Genomic DNA, 14,611 nt, shown 5'->3' on the forward strand with positions numbered 1-14,611 from the left:
ATGAATAATAGTCATACTTTATCAACTCAAACGAGTCGATTAGAAAATGCGAATCCAGCAGCACAAAAACTAAAAGACCGCTTATCACTCGCTCTTATTTGGTTATCCGCGGGAGTGACGGTTGGCTTTTTATTATGGGTTATGTGGTACATCCTCAGTAATGGCCTCTCTCATGTCGATTGGTCTTTTATTAGCTCAAATTACACTACCATCGGTAAAGAATCTGGCATTTGGCCAATGATTGTTTCGACACTCTATATGGTACTCGCATCAATTTCTGTTGCGGCACCATTAGGGATCATGACCGCGATTTATCTTACTGAATATGCAAAAGTAGGTAGCCGTTTAGTTAAAGTTATTCGTTTTTGTACTGAATCTTTAGCGGGTATTCCCTCTATTATTTATGGCCTTTTCGGTATGACCTTTTTTGTGGTTATTCTTGGTTTCGGCTATTCAATTTTATCCGGTGCATTAACATTAAGTATTTTGATTCTTCCTGTGATTATTCGTACCACTGAAGAAGCATTAATGGCCGTACCACAAACTTACCGTGAAGGTTCATACGGTTTGGGTGCATCTAAAATTTATACTATTTGGCGACTTATCCTTCCTAGTGCAATGCCAGGAATTGTAACCGCTATTATCCTCAGCGTCGGTCGTGTTATTGGTGAATCTGCACCGGTATTTATGACAGCAGGCATGGTGGCACGTATTCCAGAGAGTGTGTTTGACTCAGGACGTACGCTTACTGTTCACCTGTACAAGCTAACGCAAGAACTCTACACCGTACACGAATGGAACCAAGCTTATGGTACCGCGACCGTGCTCATTATTGTGGTTCTTGTAATTAACCTAATTACCAAGCTTATCGCTAGCCGTTTTAATACTGCGACTTACTAAATTCTGAGGATATAAACATGAACAAATTTAATATTGAAAATCTGGATCTTTTTTACGGTCAAAACCAAGCATTAAAGAAAATCAATTTACCGATCCCTAACCGCCAAGTTACCGCGCTTATTGGACCATCAGGCTGTGGTAAATCAACCTTGTTACGTTGTCTAAATCGTATGAACGACTTAATTGAAGGCGTAACCATTAAAGGTTTATTAACCATTGATGATGAAAATGTCTATGGCAATATCGACGTCGCTCAGTTACGTATTAAAGTCGGGATGGTATTTCAAAAACCCAATCCATTTCCCATGAGTATTTATGAAAATGTTGCTTATGGTTTACGCGCCCAAGGCATCAAAGATAAAAAAACTTTAGATACCATCGTTGAACAATCATTGCGTGGTGCTGCCTTATGGGATGAAGTAAAAGATCGCTTAAAATCACATGCTTTTGGTCTTTCTGGTGGTCAGCAACAACGCTTATGTATCGCACGTACTATTGCGATGAAACCTGAAGTGATATTAATGGATGAACCAACATCAGCCCTTGATCCGATTGCAACTAAAAAAATCGAAGATTTAATGGAAACCCTTAAAAAAGAATTCACGATTGTGATTGTTACCCACTCAATGCAACAAGCACGTCGTATATCAGATCGCACTGCATTCTTCTTAATGGGTGAATTAGTTGAACATGATGAAACGCAAAATCTCTTTACTAACCCAGCAGACGATCGTACTCGTGGTTATGTAAACGGTGATTTTGGTTAAATTAGTGGTATGTAAAAAATAATAATAGCGATGGTACAACTTGCCTCTTCTTTATGAAGGGGCTTTTTTATTTAAAACCAACCGCATTGTATAAAAAACAATCATTGCCACAATAATAACAAAGCCATTGCAACCTTAATATTAAAAATGTATTTTATAGTTATGTTTTATGAAATCACTATCGTTAATCCAAGGAGATTCTCATGACAGCTATTCCAAGTGATTATGTAAATTATAAATCTACACCTATTTTTACACCTGAAAATATTCCAAAAATGTTTCTTCATCTGCATAACACCCGTGCAGGTGTCTATGGCAAAATATCTGTATTACAAGGTCAGTTAAAATTCTACGGTTTTAAAGATCGACGTGGTGATATTGAACAAGAAATTATTATAAAAGCAGGTAGTACCGCAATTAGTCCACCGCAATATTGGCATAAAGTAGAATTTTTAACAGAAGACACACAATTCCAAGTACTTTTTTACGCACAAGAAAACAGCCAAATTGTACGCGATAACCTTAATGAACGTACAGTTCAAGAATAATGACGCTATAGCACAGGCTTACGATTATCATCACTTAAATGTGAAATTAACCCAATAATGACAGTACCTTAAAAATTATAAGCTAACCTTATTTATACAGATCAATCACTCAAGATTAATATATATTATAAGGCGTGAGAATGTGCTATAAGCTACCCATACAACAAGTAACATCGTGGATAAACGTATTAACATCAACCAATATTCCAATCCAATCAGTCGCACTATTAATTAATAATTTACCTGTAAATAATTTATTTGCAGATCAATTTAACCGTATGAATATTAAGACATATCCGCCCATAAAAGAAGCGGATCCAAACATATTGATGAATGAAATCCTTAATAGTGACTGTAATCTCTTTATTGTCGATAGATCTAGCTATCCACTATTACGCCAATTGCTCCCTTCCCAGAAAAAAAACGATATGGTTATAGTTCTTATCCAAGAATCTTGGATGCCTAATTGGACATGGTCCTTCACACAATATCATTTTTTATGTCAACAAGATTTACCATAAATTCCCCTTTATTTATCTAAGGGAAATAAGTTCATTAAGTCACAACAGTAATCTGCCTTTATAAGTTTTTTATCTATAACATTGAATATCTATAGCCGTAACCCTCGATTTGGCTATAATCTGCTTACACTTGTCTAATGACAATAAATCGCTTGTTATCAAATACTGATAACGCCATATTTTTCACATCACCAGCAGGAGTTTATCGCAACATGCGCTTACTGGTACTAATGCTTATCTTCGTTTCTACATTAAGTTTTGCTGATACAAAACCACAGCCAACAAACACACAACCTATTAACGTAGAATATCAACAACTTCAAAAGCTTAATGCTGAATTAAGCATATTAGCAAAAGAAGCAACATCAACCACAGGCTCATCACTTGATGTGGTTCGTTTGCAATTACTTAATAAAAACAAAGAATTAAGACAAACATTAACTGATTTAATTGACGATAAGCAAGCGGATAAAAAACTACTACTAAAACAAGTAGAACAACAAATAAAGTTTGCAGCTGAAGCTGAAAAATTTTTACAAACTAAAGTTGAACGCGATCAAAAAGATCTCGATAAAGCAAAAGATACGGATAAATTAGTTGCATTAAAAGCCCTCACTGAAAGCCGTGATTTTATCATTCTCGTTCTTAATGATGAATGGGAAAATTACCAATGGATGGAGCGTTTAGGTAAACCACAACCTAACTCGGTTAAAGCACTCAAAAAGAATATTGAACATCGTCTTGATTTCATGTCTGCATCATTAACTTTTGGTAGCCAAGCACTAGAGTTAAACGATAAGCAAATAAAATCAGCGACAGGTGAGGAATTAAAAGCATTACAAGTTACCCAAATTTTATCGCAGCGCCAAGTCAGTAGCGACACTAAAAACTTAACCGATTTAGTTAAACTTGCTGATGGTATGGGGCTGGATACAGCGGAATACAAACGGTTATTATTTGAACAAACAGGTAATGTCACTGATGACTTACTAAACAGCAAAGTCATGTGGTCAATCGTTACATCGTGGACCACTGACCTTAGCTCGTGGCTATTTGAAAACTTGCCGCAAATGATCTTTAAAGTCATTATCTTTATTTTTATTATTTTTGCATTCAAAACATTAAAAAATATTGTTCGTAAAATGGTAACCCGAGCCGTATCGACAAAGAACTTAAAAATGTCGATGCTTATGCAAGAGTTCTTTATTTCAATGTCGGGCAAAATTGTATTTGCTATCGGTATTTTAATTGCACTTTCACAAGTAGGTTTAAACCTTGCTCCAATCCTAACCGGTTTTGGTGTTGCTGGTATTATTGTTGGTTTTGCACTGCAAGATACATTATCTAACTTTGCATCAGGAATGATGTTATTGATTTACCGCCCATTTGATGTCGGTGATTTAGTTGAAGCTGGTAGTATTACAGGCAAAGTAAGTCACATGAGTTTAGTGAATACCACCATTAAAACGTTCAGTAATGAAATAATTATCGTACCCAACAGTAAAATTTGGGGCGATATTATTAAAAACGTAACTCATGAAAAAGTACGTCGCATTGATATGGTTTTCGGCATTGGTTACAGTGATGATATCGAAAAAACAGAACGTGTATTACAAGAAATTGTTGAATCTCATCCTTCTGTTTTACGTAGCCCAGAACCAAACATTAAGCTACATACATTAAACTCATCATCCGTTGACTTTATTGTTCGTCCTTGGGTTAAAACTGATGATTATTGGGATGTATATTGGGATATTACACGAGAAGTTAAAATGCGCTTTGATCGTGAAGGTATTTCAATTCCATTCCCACAACAAGATGTGCATTTACATATGGTTGAAAAAGCCATTGAGTCTAAAATTGCATAATCACTAACAATACATCATTTATAGAAGGGCCACGACTTACGTGCCCTTCTGTTTATCGAATTATTGATAAAAATTCACTTATTCACTAATCTATTTTTAAACAAGTCACAAATATACCTTTAGTAACAAATAAATCGACGTTATTAAGTAAGAACTAGGTATAATTACCGTGAGCAAGTATTGAATCAACATAGTTTTTTATTCAATATTCCCACAATTTGCATGATCGTTAATGAACATGCTTTTAAAATAAGTGGCAATTATCTGCCAAGCAAACCTTTACATGTTTGCACTTTTGCTCACTCATCAACATTACTGTTCAGGATTAACTATAATGAAAAAGCGCCTATTATCTGCACTGGTACTCCCAATGATGTTAGCTGCATGTTCTACAACAGGCATTACTACTAAAACACCACAACCAGTAACAGGCAATGAACTTGCTAATGGTAACTGGTCTTTGGTGCAGATTGATAATCAAGATATTGCTCAACCAGAAGCGGCTCAAGCACCCACTTTAACACTAGCCGCAGATCTTGCTGCTAATGGTCATGCGGGTTGTAACCGTTACTTTGGTCAAGCTGAAGTAAAAGATGGCAAATTCCGCATTGAAAAAATGGGAATGACAATGATGTTATGCCCAGACAGTGAAATGAAGATTGAACAAACGTTCACACAATCACTTTCTGATTGGAATAAAGTTAGCATTTCAGGTGATACCATGACGATGACTAACGCAAAGCATACATTAACGTTTGCTCGTGATGTTACAGCAACAACAGCAAAATAATCGCCTCTCAATAAAAATAAGAGCTGTTTACACGCTTTCGATAACAAAGAAAGCTGTGTAAACGGCTTTTTTATTATTCACAGATTATGCAGCATTAACCTTGTGATATTTTTCACGCAGAATATATGCCGCAGTCACCATATTGGTTAAGGCGGCTTCAGTTTCCGTCCAATTCCGCGTTTTTAAACCACAATCAGGATTGATCCATAAACGCTCAATCGGAATTAATGTCGCGGCTTTATCAATTAATGCCGTTATCGTATCGACGTCTGGAATATTAGGTGAATGAATATCATACACCCCAGGACCGATTTCATTAGGGTAAGCAAACGCTTCAAACGCCTTGAGTAGGTCCATATCTGATCGTGATGTTTCAATCGTTATCACATCAGCATCTAATGCTGCAACAGACGCAATAATCTGGTTAAACTCGCTATAACACATATGAGTATGAATTTGTGTTTGTGGTGCAGCCCCTGCGGCTGAGATCTTAAACGCCTTGACTGCCCAATCGAGATACTCTTGCCATTGACTTTGTTTTAGCGGTAACCCTTCTCTTATTGCTGGCTCATCAATTTGAATAATTTTAATTCCAGCGGCCTGCAAATCAGTAACTTCATCCCGTAACGCTAAAGCAATTTGATTTGCTATCGCTTCCCGTGATAAATCTTCACGCGCAAACGTCCAACCTAATATCGTTACAGGACCAGTTAGCATACCTTTCACCAGTTGAGTCGTTAATGATTGGGCATAACGGATCCATTCAACGGTCATTGGCTGGGCGCGATAAATATCCGACACAATAATTGCAGGTTTTACACAACGCGAGCCATAGCTTTGCACCCATCCATATTGCGTCACTACAAAGCCCTCTAATTGCTCTGCAAAATACTCCACCATATCATTGCGTTCGGCTTCACCATGAACGAGAACATCAAGCCCCAAACGATGCTGGCGAGTAATTGCCTCTTGAATATGTACTTGTAGCGCTTGATTATAATCAGACTCAGTGAGACGCCCTGCTTTAAAATCACTACGTTGACTACGAATCGTCGTTGTTTGCGGAAATGAACCAATGGTCGTAGTCGGTAATAATGGCAACTGTAACGCGTGTTGCTGTTGAATCGCCCGTTCAGAATAAGGAAGATCACGTTCAGCCCATTGAGGCGTAATTGCCGCTGTCCGTTGTTGTACTTGCAGATTATTCACTCGCTCACAGCTCAGACGATCTTTTATACTAGCGCTATAAGCAGCACATTCGGCAATCGCATTCTGATCACCATCAAGCGCTTGGGCTAATAACGTAATTTCACCACATTTTTGTTTCGCAAAAGCGAGCCATTGACGAACATCGGCATCGAGATCTGTTTCACTATCGACATCTAGCGGGCAATGTAATAACGAGCAAGAGCTTGCCAGCCATAAATTCACTCCCAATTGTTGTTTAATTGGTTGTAAACACGTTAGCCATTCAGCTAGATCAGCTCGCCACACATTACGCCCATTGATCACTCCAGCAGATAATACCCAATGATCAGGAATGGCCTCAGCAACGGCCGTTAATTGTGCAGGTGCTGCTGATAAATCAATATGTAAACCATCAACACTAAGCTGCGAAATTACAGCTAATTGGTGACTAATATCATCAAAATACGTGGTCAATAATAACTTAGGCCCACCATGTAACACTTGATAAGCCAATTTAAAACTCGCGGCCCACTCTCGCGGCAATTCAAGGGCGAGTGCTGGTTCGTCAATCTGTACCCACTCGACACCTAATGCCGCTAATTTAGTCAATATTTGCTGATAGGCCGTCAACAATCGTGGCAGTAATGTTAAGCGATCGAACCCTTGTTGTTTTTCTTTTCCTAGCCATAAATAAGACACAGGGCCTAATAATATGGGTTTGACATTATGACCCGCTTTTTTTGCCTCAGCGACTTCTTCAAACAACTGTTGCCAACTGACATTAAAGCTATCTTCCGCTGTAAATTCAGGCACGATATAATGATAGTTAGTGTTAAACCATTTCGTCATATCAGCGGCAGCACAAGTGCATCCTGTTGGTGCTTTACCACGTGCAACACTGAACAACGTATCTAAATCAGGAAAACCTTGTTGATGGCGTGTTGGAATATGTCCAAGCAACATGCTGGTTCCTAACACATGGTCATACCAAGCAAAATCCCCAACCGCAACATAATCAAGTCCGGCTTTAATTTGATCATTCCAATGACGATGACGTAAGTCTTTTCCAACCTGTTTCAGTTGTGCTTGATCACTCTCACCACGCCAATAACGCTCTTGAGCAAACTTTAATTCACGCTGACTTCCAACCCGTGGATAGCCAAGTATATGAGTGACTGTTTTTGCTGCTGTGGTCGTTTCATTTGATGCTATTGTCATTGTTATATCCCTATAATTCAATATTTTATCAACCATAAATCCATATAAAAACAATGGCTAAGATGACGTCGATTAATTAACACAGTGACGGACAACAACACTGACAACAAGGTGATTTATCTCATAATGATCATGAATTTATTTCACCTTGGAATACTGGTAATTCATCTAATTAACCATTAAAGTGGACATTTAGACGTCTAGATGTTTACAGCTACCAATTAACAGCGTAGATTAAAAAACAATCAATTTATGTCGCAAAGATCCAAGGATGGAACATGATTGAACTTAAACATCTAAAAACATTAACAGTATTAAGAACAACGGGCTCACTCACCGCAACAGCCAATAATTTATGCCTAACGCAATCAGCGCTCTCTCATCAATTAAAAGATCTTGAACAACGTTTAGGTAATCCGCTTTTTTTACGCAAAACACGCCCAGTACGCTTTACAGCAGAAGGAAATATACTATTGGCTTTAGCGGATAACGTTTTACCTACAATACAAGCAGCAGAACAAGAATTAGTTAGCTGTAGACACCAAACAGCCGGTCGATTACAGATAGCAATTGAGTGCCATTCTTGTTTTCAATGGCTAATGCCAGCATTAAAACAGTACCAAGTCTTGTGGCCAGATGTGGATATTGATTTTTCATCAGGGTTTAGTTTTGAGCCAATCCCTGCCCTTGCAAAAGGTGAATTAGATTTAGTCATCACATCCGATATTCAACCTCGTCATGAAATTCATTATGAGCCACTGTTTGATTTTGAAATGTGTTTAATCGTTGCGCCACAATCAGCATTAGCTTTTAAATCACATATTGTGGCGGCTGATCTTGCAGATCAAACCCTACTCAGTTATCCCATTCAGCGTAACCGACTAGATATAGTTAAACACTTTCTACAACCCGCAGGCATTGAGCCATTAGCATGGAAACAAGCAGATAATAGTTTAATGTTAATTCAGATGGTATCAGCAGGAATGGGAGTCGCGGCGTTACCGAATTGGGCGGTTGATAATTTTGTGCATCAAGGATTAATTGTTAGTAAACCATTAGGTAAGGGATTATGGCGGCGTTTATTTGCAGGGGTACGAGCTTCAGAACAAAAACATCATTATTTAGAGGCTTTTTTTGCAACGGCGAAACAGCAATGTCAGCAGCATTTACAAGGCATTAAAACGGTTTAACACCTTGCATAATGCCATCGCTATTTACTTAAACTGATTATTCAACGGATCGTAATGATAACCTTGTTGAGCCATTTTTTCAGAAAGCTCGGCCTCACTTAGTTCATAACGAGATGCTAATTCTGCCATTGAATGACACTCTAATCGTAAACGCTCATTAACGATACCAATCACAATATGGGTATCCATACCAAGTAAATTATTGATTTCCATTATTCCCCCTTACCACTTTGTTGTGGCTTAATGATCACAACTCACATTGCACCTATTTATTAAGGATAGACGATATGTGATCCTTTCTTCTTTTCGTAAAAAATAAATATAAAAAAAGCCCTTATCTCTACCAAGATAAAGGCTCATAACACTTATAATTTAAGTATTAGAATAACGTTAATTGCATTACCGCAGAAAATGTAAGTAGCGCAGCCGCCGCTAATAACTGCCATTTATTGACCGTTTTATTTAATAATATATGCCCAGTCCACACCAGCATTGCAGCAACTAAACATAATAATGCAACAACAATTTCAACCGTATAAGGTGCTGTTGCAGCCTCTCCCATAAAAATCACTTTCCAAACTAAGAGTAATACCGAAACGATGGCACTAATAAAACCAACAAACGGCAATATACGGTGGAAAGCCTGTAAACGTGTACGTGAGAACGTCAATAAAACATGAGCAAGTAAACTACCATATAAAGCCATCGCCACTAAACTTAGCAATACTTCCGGCATATCCATTATAGGAAATAGAAAAATCCAACTAATAAAACCCAGTAAATTAGATCCATAAAGTACTTTTAATGGTCCTGAATCTCGCGTTTTACTGGTTTTTACTTTGACAGTAAAGAATAACAAACTCAATAAAGGTAGTACTGCCCATACTTGACTAATGGCAGCCAATAACCAACCAATAAGCAGTACTGGCAACATTTTATGCACTCGCCCTCGTTGGCCAGGGCAAATCTCCCCTTTGGTGAGTACTAACGTAAGAATACATTGCGCACCAAGCAGTGCTGGAATTAAAAATGCGAGATAGCCGATCATAATAAGCATCAATTAAAAATAAAAGGATCACAATTATACTCAAGTCACAGCAAGATGCGAATGATAGCCTTCTGTTAACAATTACCCACAATTCATTGACAGCCATTGGCTTTATATTATCAAAACAACACTTCAATGAACAAAAAGGAACGCTAAAAATGTTCGTTCGCTCATTTGTGTGCGATCGCTCACCAAACGTTATGTAATTTAGTGGCATATTATCCCTATTAAAATAGTGGGCGTTATCAACGCTAACAATATATTCAATAACGATAAGCGAAGCGAACATGACGACTTGGTTAGAAACAGAGGTTGTGATCATCGGTGGTGGCGCAACAGGAACAGGAATAATGCGTGACTGCGCCCTGCGCGGTATCAAATGTATCTTAATTGAGAAGGACGATTTAGCCTCTGGTACAACCGGCCGTAATCATGGCTTACTTCATTCAGGTGCTCGCTATGCGGTTACTGATCCAGAATCAGCTAAAGAGTGCATCATTGAAAACCGTATTCTTAAAAATATTGCCCGCCATTGTGTAGAAGATACGCAGGGATTATTTATTTCCCTCCCCGATGACGATCTGCAATTTCAACAACAATTTATCAGTGCCTGTCAAAGTGCCGATATTGACGTTGAACAATTAACCCCACAACAGGCATTACGATTAGAGCCTAACTGTAATCCACAGCTTATTGGTGCGGTAAAGGTCCCCGACGGTACAATTGACCCTTTTCGCCTTGCTTCTTCCAATGCGCTTGATGCGATTGAACACGGTGCACAACTTTTTAATCACACTTTTGTCACCGCGCTTATTCAACACAATGGCGTCGTTAAAGGGGTTAAATGTTTAAATTTAAAAACCAATACCCACTTTGAAATTAGAGCTCAACAAGTTATCAATGCCGCCGGGATCTGGGGACAACAAATCTGTGAATATGGCGATCTTAATATCACGATGTTCCCAGCTAAAGGATCATTATTGATCTTAGATTATCGAATTAATAACTTAGTGATCAACCGTTGTCGTAAACCTTCTGATGCCGATATTTTAGTCCCTGGTGATACCATCTCATTAATTGGTACAACATCTGAACGTATTGATTATAAAGATATTGATGATTTACATGTCACTAGCAGAGAAATTGATATTCTCTTAAAAGAAGGCGCCAAACTAGCGCCGATTATGGCTAATACTCGGGTATTACGGGCTTATGCGGGCGTGCGACCATTAGTTGCTGTTGATGGTGATACTAGTGGGCGTAATATTAGCCGCGGGATCGTACTATTAGATCATGCTGAACGCGATAGTATGGACGGTTTTATTACTATCACGGGTGGTAAGTTAATGACTTACCGCATGATGGCTGAATGGACAACCGATCTTATCGCTAAAAAACTGGGTAACACCACCCCTTGCACCACTCATCAACAACCATTACCCGGTTCTGAACAACCCAAAGCCATTAGGCATACCGCTAGTTTAGCTAAACCTGTCTATCAATCTGCCTATTACCGTCATGGAGAACGTGCTGAGCAATTTTTAACTGACAGCAAAAAAAGCCAAGCCATTATTTGTGAATGTGAAATGGTGACCTGTGGTGAAGTTGAATATGCCATCAAGCAACTGGATGTGCATAATTTAGTCGATTTACGCCGCCGTACCCGTGTCGGGATGGGACCTTGCCAAGGTGAATTATGTTCTTATCGTGCTGCTGGTTTATTTGCTGAATATGGTAATACTGATGGCAACCACGCCAGCCATATTCTAAGTGATTTTCTTGAAGAACGCTGGAAAGGTATTAAACCTGTTTTTTGGGGTGATGCGCTGCGCGAAGGTGAGTTCTCTTATTGGATCTATGAGGGTTTATTTGGTGTGAGTGATATTCCACCAGCATCTACATCTACCAACACTATCAATCCAATCTGCGAGGAAAAATAATGAAATTTGATAATATAATTATTGGTGGTGGTGTTGCTGGCTTAACCTGCGCTATTCGTTGTGCTCAAGCTGGACTCAAAACTGCTGTTATTGCCGCAGGTCAAAGTGCGCTGCATTTTTCTTCAGGCTCAATTGATGTATTAAGTCGTTTACCTAATGGCACAACAACACATTACCCTTTTGATGAATTTGATACTTTATCCCATCAATCCCCGCTACATCCTTACAGTAAATTAGGGGGTGATATTACTCGCCAAGCCATTGATTGGTATCAGCAAACAATGGCGAATATTGGCATTGAACTGCACCATCAAACGGATAATTGTAACCATTTGCGTATTACCCCAATGGGAACCTTTAAGGCTACATGGTTATCACAAGCAACAGTGCACCCTTTTCCTATGTTTGAGCCCGCTAAGTCATTGCGTAAATTAGCATTAGTTACAATTGATGGTTTCCGTGATTTTCAACCCCAATTGGCGGCTGATAATTTACGTCTACTGCCCCACTTTGCTAACGTGGACATTACCACTGCCGCCATTGCATTGCCTGAAGCAGAATTAATGCAACGTAATCCGTGTGAGTATCGTTCAATTGATATTTCTCGTGTCTTAGCTGACGACACTAAATTACAACGTTTTGCCTTAGCCATGAAAAATACCATTGGTGAGGCTGATTTAGTGGTTCTTCCTGCCGTGTTTGGTAATGGGACAGGTCTTAAAGTTATTAGCAAACTTGAACAATTAACTGGTTACACATTATGTGAAATTCCAACGATGCCGCCATCATTACTGGGTATACGTTTGGAAGATGCAATGAAAGGTTATTATAAATCATTAGGTGGATTGATCCTTGCCGGTGATGAAGTCACTCATGGCGAATTTGAAAATAACCAACTCCAGCGTATTTTTACGCGTCATCACGGTGATATGCCGTTAGTCGCTAATCATTATTTATTAGCCAGTGGTAGCTTCTTTAGCCGTGGTTTACACGCTGAACGTCATCATATTGAGGAAGCTATTTTTGGGTTAGACATTGCGCCATTAGCATCAACTAACCACCAGCACTGGTATCAACCGCAATTTTTCAGTGACCAACCGCATCAATTTCTAGGAATGGGTGTTGAAACGAATCAACAATTACAACCAAGCCTTAATGGCAATGTAATTACTAACCTTTACTGTGCAGGCGCTATTTTAGCCCATTACAACCCTGTTTTTGAAGGTAGTGGCAGTGGTGTTGCTATCAGCACGGGTTTTCATGCTGCGCAATCAATGATCGCCTTACACGACAAACACACATCCACAGCAATTTTTCCATCATTAGCAGAGGGCAATATCTAATGCTCAAGCAAGATACCAGTTTTGACCAATGCATTAAATGCACCGTATGTACCGTTTATTGCCCTGTTGCTAAAGCAAATCCTAATTACCCCGGCCCTAAACAATGTGGTCCAGATGGTGAACGATTACGAATTAAAAGTGCTGAATTTTATGATGATATGCTTAAGTTGTGCACCAACTGTAAACGCTGTGAAACCGCTTGCCCTTCTGGTGTAAAAATCGGTGACATGATTGCAGTTGCACGCAGTAAACATGCGAAACACGCACTTCATATTAAAACAATCCGTGATTTTGTATTAAGTCATACCGATTTAATGGGTACTGTCGCGACACCGTTCGCCCCTATCATTAATGCAATTACAGGCCTAAAGCCCGTTAAAAAAATCATGCACAAAACCATTGGTGTTCATGATCATAAAACATTACCTAAATATTCTCATGGCACATTCCGCCAATGGTATAAAAAGCACTGTGCGGATCAAACTCACTATCCACAACAAGTACATTACTTTCACGGTTGTTATGTAAATTATAATAATCCACTGTTAGGTCAAGATTTTGTAAAAGTCATGAATGCCATGAATATTGGGGTGCAATTATTGGATAAAGAAAAATGCTGCGGCGTACCATTAATTGCAAATGGCTTCTTTGATAAAGCCAAGAAAAATGCATTACTTAACACTCAAAGTTTTGAAGCGGTTATTGAAAAATATAATTCAACCATTGTTTCAACCTCTTCAACCTGTGCTTTTACTTTACGTGAAGAATATCCGCATGTATTAAAGATTGATAACGCAAAAGTTGCCGATCGGATTGAATATGTTACCCGTTTTTTACTCAAAGCATTTATGAACGGCAAGACTCCTAAACTAAAACCCGTTAATAAAAAAGTGGTTTACCACACACCCTGTCATCTTGAGCGTACTGGCGGTAGTTTATACACTATTGAATTACTTAAAATGATCCCTGGGCTAGAGCTTGAAGTATTAGACAGTCAATGCTGTGGTTTAGCGGGTACTTATGGTTTTAAAACTGAAAATTATGATACATCTATGAAAATTGGTGAGGATTTATTTCAAAAAATACGCAGTGCTAACGCTGACTATGCCATTACTGATTGTGAAACCTGCAAATGGCAAATTGAAGAAAACACTGATTTAACAACAATTCACCCGATCAGTTTGCTCGCAATGGCACTCGCTGATTAAACATCACTTTACCAATCTTCTATTTTTGATAATACTCATCATATACGCAGTATTTTTCCCCGATTAAATACTGCGTACTTTT

At 38.6% G+C, this 14,611-nt stretch carries 13 protein-coding genes; 10 read left to right on the forward strand and 3 right to left on the reverse strand.

All coding sequences use genetic code 11. From position 1 onward, the window contains the following. From pstA to C9J51_RS17665, 6 genes are all read left to right on the forward strand, one after another. Positions 1-900, forward strand: a complete 900-nt coding sequence (pstA, locus tag C9J51_RS17640; RefSeq protein WP_045040667.1) for a phosphate ABC transporter permease PstA — start codon at positions 1-3, stop codon at positions 898-900. Positions 901-917: 17 nt separating this feature from the next. Continuing rightward, positions 918-1,667: a phosphate ABC transporter ATP-binding protein PstB gene (gene pstB / locus C9J51_RS17645; protein ID WP_045040668.1), complete on the forward strand. Its 750-nt coding sequence runs from the start codon at positions 918-920 to the stop codon at positions 1,665-1,667. Between the two features lie 203 nt (positions 1,668-1,870). Then, positions 1,871-2,215 (forward strand): DUF1971 domain-containing protein, encoded by a 345-nt coding sequence (locus tag C9J51_RS17650; RefSeq protein ID WP_045037919.1) that lies wholly within the window; start codon positions 1,871-1,873, stop codon positions 2,213-2,215. Between the two features lie 140 nt (positions 2,216-2,355). Next, positions 2,356-2,736, forward strand: a complete 381-nt coding sequence (locus C9J51_RS17655; protein ID WP_045040669.1) for a hypothetical protein — start codon at positions 2,356-2,358, stop codon at positions 2,734-2,736. Between the two features lie 212 nt (positions 2,737-2,948). After that, the gene (locus C9J51_RS17660) at positions 2,949-4,604 is read left to right on the forward strand and encodes a mechanosensitive ion channel family protein (RefSeq protein ID WP_107237873.1); all 1,656 of its coding nucleotides are present in this window, start codon (positions 2,949-2,951) and stop codon (positions 4,602-4,604) included. 334 nt (positions 4,605-4,938) lie between these two features. Next, the gene (locus C9J51_RS17665; RefSeq protein ID WP_045040670.1) at positions 4,939-5,394 is read left to right on the forward strand and encodes an META domain-containing protein; all 456 of its coding nucleotides are present in this window, start codon (positions 4,939-4,941) and stop codon (positions 5,392-5,394) included. Between the two features lie 84 nt (positions 5,395-5,478). Here the strand turns inward: C9J51_RS17665 and metE are convergent, their stop codons facing one another. Continuing rightward, the gene (gene metE, locus C9J51_RS17670) at positions 5,479-7,800 is read right to left on the reverse strand and encodes a 5-methyltetrahydropteroyltriglutamate--homocysteine S-methyltransferase (protein WP_045040671.1); all 2,322 of its coding nucleotides are present in this window, start codon (positions 7,798-7,800) and stop codon (positions 5,479-5,481) included. A gap of 278 nt (positions 7,801-8,078) precedes the next feature. Here metE and metR point away from each other — a divergent pair, with 278 nt between their 5' ends. Continuing rightward, positions 8,079-8,990 carry an HTH-type transcriptional regulator MetR gene (gene metR / locus C9J51_RS17675; protein ID WP_045040672.1) on the forward strand — a complete coding sequence of 304 codons (912 nt, stop codon included), beginning with the start codon at positions 8,079-8,081 and terminating at the stop codon, positions 8,988-8,990. A 24-nt stretch (positions 8,991-9,014) separates the two neighbouring features. Here metR and C9J51_RS17680 read toward each other — a convergent pair whose 3' ends face one another. Together C9J51_RS17680 and C9J51_RS17685 are read right to left on the reverse strand one after the other, a co-directional pair. Further along, the gene (locus C9J51_RS17680) at positions 9,015-9,203 is read right to left on the reverse strand and encodes a DUF4250 domain-containing protein (protein WP_045040673.1); all 189 of its coding nucleotides are present in this window, start codon (positions 9,201-9,203) and stop codon (positions 9,015-9,017) included. A gap of 166 nt (positions 9,204-9,369) precedes the next feature. Next, a complete protein-coding gene (locus C9J51_RS17685) occupies positions 9,370-10,038 on the reverse strand; it encodes a hypothetical protein (protein WP_045040674.1) in 669 nt (222 codons plus the stop codon). Positions 10,039-10,325: 287 nt separating this feature from the next. On the opposite strand from C9J51_RS17685, the gene glpA reads away from it, so the two are divergent. From glpA to glpC, 3 genes are read left to right on the forward strand one after another with little or no spacing between them, the layout of a single operon-like run. After that, the gene (glpA, locus tag C9J51_RS17690) at positions 10,326-11,978 is read left to right on the forward strand and encodes an anaerobic glycerol-3-phosphate dehydrogenase subunit A (RefSeq protein WP_045040675.1); all 1,653 of its coding nucleotides are present in this window, start codon (positions 10,326-10,328) and stop codon (positions 11,976-11,978) included. After that, positions 11,978-13,321, forward strand: a complete 1,344-nt coding sequence (glpB, locus tag C9J51_RS17695; RefSeq protein WP_045040676.1) for a glycerol-3-phosphate dehydrogenase subunit GlpB — start codon at positions 11,978-11,980, stop codon at positions 13,319-13,321. The genes glpA and glpB overlap by 1 nt, the downstream gene beginning before the upstream one ends. Next, entirely contained in the window at positions 13,321-14,529 is a 1,209-nt protein-coding gene (gene glpC / locus C9J51_RS17700; protein WP_107237879.1) for an anaerobic glycerol-3-phosphate dehydrogenase subunit GlpC, read from the forward strand. Before glpB ends, glpC begins: the two co-directional genes overlap by 1 nt. Positions 14,530-14,611: the final 82 nt, after the last annotated feature.

Source organism: Photobacterium iliopiscarium, assembly GCF_003026395.1.
GTDB lineage: Bacteria > Pseudomonadota > Gammaproteobacteria > Enterobacterales > Vibrionaceae > Photobacterium > Photobacterium iliopiscarium.